The sequence below is a fragment of the Nakamurella sp. genome (genome assembly GCF_048594475.1).
In the GTDB taxonomy this organism is placed as follows: domain Bacteria; phylum Actinomycetota; class Actinomycetes; order Mycobacteriales; family Nakamurellaceae; genus Nakamurella.
This window is the reverse complement of sequence record NZ_JBMDXT010000255.1, coordinates 1-3,887: the sequence shown is the minus strand read 5'-3', so window position 1 is coordinate 3,887 and position 3,887 is coordinate 1. Positions and strand designations below refer to the sequence as shown.

Here is a 3,887-nt window from a genome sequence, read left to right as displayed (position 1 = left end):
CCGACCGCCGACCGGCCCTTCATGCCGTAGCCGATGACGACCGTGTGCTTCTTCACGCGCTTTCTCCAGCGACTCGTGCGGAACTGCTGCCGGCTCCGCTCCGTGAGCACCTCGATGGTGGTGCCGACCAGGACGATCAGGAACAGGAACCGCAGGGGGGTGATGACCACGATGTTGGTCAACCGGGCCGTCTCGGTGACCGGCGTGATGTCCCCGTATCCGGTCGTCGACAGGGTCACCGTCGCGTAGTAGAGCGCGTCCAACCAGGTGTCGATCTGGCCGTCCAGGTCGCGGTAGTCGGCCCGCTCGACGTAGACCACCACGGTCGTGATGACGACGCAGAGCACCGCGACCAGGACCCGCAGGCTGATCGCGCGGACCGGGCCGTGCTCCTTGACCGGCAACGACAGGGTGGGGTTCTCATGCACCACAAGGCCGCAGAGTACGCCGAAGCCGCAGGTGGTCGGGGCCGCGGGTTCAGGCGGTGGGCGGTTCCCGGTCGGCCAGGAACGCCTCGAACTGGGCCCCGAGCTCGTCCGCGGTGGGCAGCGGCGCCGACTGGGCCAGCAGGCTCTGGCCGGTCGCCGCGGCGTAGGCGTCGTACTGCTGCTCCAGGGCCGTGACCACGTCGGCCACCTCGGCGTTGTCCTCGATCTGCTTGGCCAGCTCGGCCCGGACCTTGGCCGCGGCGGCGTCCAGTTCGGTGGTCGGCAGCAGCAGGCCGGTGGCGTCCGCGGTCGCCTGGACCAGTGTGCGGGCGGTCTCCGGGTAGTCCGAGCGGGCGATGTAGTGCGGGACGTGGGCGGCGAACCCGATCGCGTCCCGCCCGGCCCGGCCGAAGCGGTACTCGAGCAGGCCGACGGCGTGCCCGGGGACCTGGATGACGCCCAGCCAGTCCTCCTGGGTGGGCAGCAGCCCGGGCCGGGTGGCGTGCGAGGACATGCCGGTCGGTCGGGTGTGCGGGACGCCCATCGGGATGGCCATCAGGCCGACCGTGAGGCGGACGGCGAACCGGTCCGCGATCTGGCCGACCGCGGCGATGAACCGCTCCCACTGCCCGTCCGGCTCCGGGCCGGACAGCAGCAGGAAGGCGGCGCCGTCGGCGTCGGTCAGCACCCGGACCGTCAACTCCGGCTGCTGGTAGGCGGTGAACGCGTTCTGCTGGTAGGTCAGGATCGGCCGGCGGGCCCGGTAGTCGATGAGCTGGTCGATGTCGAACGTGCCGATGACCGTGTTCGGCAGGGTCCCCAGGAGGTGTTCGACCGCCAGCCGGACCCCCGACCCGGCGTCGATGTAGCCGTCCAGGGCCACGATCAGCACCGGATTGTGGAGGGCCTCGATCTCCTCCCGTTCCAGGTGCAGCTCGTACAGCTCGCCTGGTTCGCCGCCCATGGTGTTGCTCCGTGTCGTCTCGTGTCGTCCGGTGTGACCTGTGGTGGTGCCGTCGCGCGGTGCGCTCCGGGCTGCGGGCCGGTCACCCCGCGGGTCCATCGTCGCCCGCGCGGCCCCTGCGGAGCAACGTGCGAGCCTGCCCCGGCATTCCCCACCCCGGCTGACCCGCGCGGATCAACAGCGCAGGCGCGGCCGAACTCGTCGACTCGCCTCCCACCCGTCACATTCGGGGCACGTTGATCCGCGCAGGCCTACTTGATCCGCGCGGGGGCGGGGGGCGGGCAGGGGGCTTGAGTCGCGCGGGGGCGAGGGTCAGGCGAAGACGACGGTGCGCAGGCCGTCGCGCAGCACGCGGTCCTCCAGGTGGTAGGTCAGGCCGCGGGCCAGGACGGCCTTCTCGATGTCGCGGCCGAGCCGGACCATGTGCCCCGGGGAGTCGGCGTGGTCGACCCGGATCACGTCCTGGTCGATGATCGGGCCGGCGTCCAGTTCGGGCGTCACGTAGTGGCACGTGGCGCCGATCATCTTCACCCCGCGCACGTAGGCCTGGTGGTAGGGCCGGGCGCCGCGGAACGAGGGCAGGAAGCCGTGGTGGATGTTGATCAGGCGGCCGTCCCAGGCCTGGCACAGCCACGGCGGGATCACCTGCATGTAGCGAGCGAGCACGATCGCGTCGGGATCGTGCCGCTCCGCCTCGGCCCGGACCTGCTCGAACGCCGCGGCCTTGCCGGCCTCGTCGGTGGGCACCGGGATGTGCCGGAACGGCAGGCCGAACAGCCGGGCCACCGGCTCCAGGTCGGTCCGGTTGCCGATGACGACGCCGATGTCCACCGGCAGCTCACCGGAGTGCCAGCGCGAGAGCAGCTCGTAGAGGCAGTGCCCCTCGCGCGAGACCATCAGCACGATCCGCTTGCGGTCGGCGCTGTCCACCACCTGCCAGCTGTCGGCGGCCAGCTCCTGCGCCACCGCGCCGAACCGGCGCCGGAGCTCGGCCACCGGGAACGCGACCGAGGACGCGCGGATCTCCTGCCGCGTGAAGAAGCGGCCCGACTCCTCGTCGGAGTGGTAGGCCGCCTCGGTGATCCAGCCGCCGATGTCGGCCAGGAACGAGGTGATCCGGGCGACGATCCCGGTGCGGTCGGGGCAGCTCAGGGTGAGCACGAAACGGCGGTCATCGGGCACGGCGGACCATGCTGCCAGGGCGGGCGCCCCGGCAGCCACCCGGGCCGGTCGGGTCAGGCCAGCCGGGCCTTGATGTAGGCCTCCTCGCTGGCCAGCAGCTCGGCGATCTGCGAGGCGATGACGCCCTCGATCTTGGCGCCGAAGATCGGGATCGGCACGGCGGCCGACCCGACCACGTTCAGGGTCGACCCGGAACCGGCGTTGACCAGCGACATGGTGCCCTTGAGCGAGGCCGGCGCGCCCTGCACCGTCACGGTGAAGTCGGCGGTGTAGCCCTCGCCGTCGATCTTCCAGTTCTCGGTGCGTTCGGTCGCCGGGTCGCCCTGGATCATCGAGGCCACCATCGACGGCAGCGCCGAGGACGGGATGGCCTGCCGGGTGACGATCGTGACGCCGTCGTCGGTGCTGTCGACCCGGACGACCTCCGGATCCAGCGCGCCGGAGTCCTCCAGCCGGCCCTGGATGAAGGCGGGGTCGTTGAACAGGGCGAACACCTCCGCCGCCGGGGCGTCGTACTGCTGGGTCACCTTCAGCGGTGTGGGCACTGCGTTACTCCCGTCGAGAATCGGGCAGGAGCCGGGCGGGGTCGCCCGTGAACCGCCCCGGTTGGTTCCCGCATCCTCTCCGGCCGCTCCGCGCCGAGGCAAGGTGCCCCGCCGGGGAACGTTTCATCCGGACCGGAGGACCCCGGCTGCCGGATCGGACGGCAAAGGCTACGGTCGAGCCGTCCGGTCGGCGTCAGATCTGTGGCCGCGCCCGATCGGGGTTTGTCGATCCGACGTCCGGAGGAGTAGTCAGTGTCCCCTCATCCCCTCGACTCGCTCAGCGCGGAGGAGTTCCGCCGCACGACCGAGGCACTGCGCGCCTCGGGTGACCTGACCCCCACGCGCCGGTTCGCCTCGATCACCCTGGACGAGCCGGCCAAGGCCGACGTGCTCGCGTGGCGGGAGGGCGACCCGATCGTCCGCCGGTCGTTGTCGGTGATGTGGGACCGGGCCGACAACAAGACCTACGAGGCGATCGTCGAGCTCGGCGGCGGTGACGACCCGGCCGACTCGGTGGTGTCCTGTACCCACATCCCCGGGGTGACCCCGAACTTCACCCCGGACGAGTGGCACGACTGCGAGGTCGCCATGAAGGCGAACCCGGAGGTCGTGGCCGCCCTCGCCGAGCGCGGGCTGACCGACCTGGACCTGGTGCTGATCGACGTCTGGACCTACGGCAAGGCCCTGATGCCGGAGAAGTACCGGGACCGGCGGCTGGGCTGGGCCGACATCTGGGTGCGCTCCTCGCCCACCGGCAACCCGTACGCC

The 3,887-nt window shown here is 71.5% G+C and carries 4 protein-coding genes and 1 pseudogene; 1 reads left to right on the top strand and 4 read right to left on the bottom strand.

All coding sequences use genetic code 11. From position 1 onward, the window contains the following. The 4 genes from ACOJUF_RS11795 to ACOJUF_RS11780 all read right to left on the bottom strand — a co-directional run. Window positions 1–431: potassium channel family protein (locus tag ACOJUF_RS11795; protein ID WP_420122040.1), on the bottom strand; the 431-nt coding region annotated here is incomplete at its 3' end. A gap of 46 nt (window positions 432–477) precedes the next feature. Further along, window positions 478–1,392 carry a PAC2 family protein gene (locus tag ACOJUF_RS11790; protein ID WP_420122039.1) on the bottom strand — a complete coding sequence of 305 codons (915 nt, stop codon included), beginning with the start codon at window positions 1,390–1,392 and terminating at the stop codon, window positions 478–480. A gap of 312 nt (window positions 1,393–1,704) precedes the next feature. Next, on the bottom strand, window positions 1,705–2,574 hold the full coding sequence (purU, locus tag ACOJUF_RS11785; RefSeq protein ID WP_420122038.1) for a formyltetrahydrofolate deformylase: 870 nt from the start codon (window positions 2,572–2,574) through the stop codon (window positions 1,705–1,707). Window positions 2,575–2,627: 53 nt separating this feature from the next. Beyond that, window positions 2,628–3,119, bottom strand: a complete 492-nt coding sequence (locus ACOJUF_RS11780) for a DUF2505 domain-containing protein (RefSeq protein WP_420122037.1) — start codon at window positions 3,117–3,119, stop codon at window positions 2,628–2,630. A gap of 252 nt (window positions 3,120–3,371) precedes the next feature. On the opposite strand from ACOJUF_RS11780, the pseudogene ACOJUF_RS11775 reads away from it, so the two are divergent. Next, window positions 3,372–3,887: pseudogene (locus tag ACOJUF_RS11775) on the top strand (tyramine oxidase); the annotation flags it as partial.

Bases quoted from the DNA above. Each gene is read 5' to 3' on its own strand.
- ACOJUF_RS11790 (WP_420122039.1), bottom strand. From the start codon at position 1,392: ATGGGCGGCGAACCAGGCGAGCTGTACGAGCTGCACCTGGAACGGGAG.